The organism is Streptomyces sp. P17, assembly GCF_032436805.1.
In the GTDB taxonomy this organism is placed as follows: Bacteria; Actinomycetota; Actinomycetes; order Streptomycetales; family Streptomycetaceae; genus Streptomyces.
Genome location: NZ_JAVRBF010000600.1, coordinates 1 through 290, shown reverse-complemented (window position 1 = coordinate 290; position 290 = coordinate 1). Strand labels below are relative to the sequence as shown.

At 48.6% G+C, this 290-nt stretch carries 1 protein-coding gene; it reads left to right on the top strand.

Annotated features, from left to right (window positions below):
- Positions 1–70: 70 nt before the first annotated feature.
- Positions 71–290: hypothetical protein (locus RMT89_RS42255; RefSeq protein ID WP_315889067.1), on the top strand; the 220-nt coding region annotated here is incomplete at its 3' end.

Genomic DNA, 290 nt, shown 5'->3' with positions numbered 1-290 from the left:
AGAAGGGTTTGATCAAGGTGGAAGACCTTGCTTCTTTCATGCTAAATTCCTGATATTATAAGAGATTTCGATGGGCAATTCACTCACATTTAACGATGTGCTGTCAGCCGTTCGCCCTCTGATTGAGGCAGGCGCTGCACTTCATTGGCTTGTCCCTCGCGACAAGATGCCGGTCGATAGCAAGTGGTCTTCCGCTCCGCGCTATAACGAAGACAATCTTCGCGATCTTTACAAAGCTGGAAACAACATCGGTCTGAGAACCGGTGAGCCGTCGAAGATTGACGGTCTTT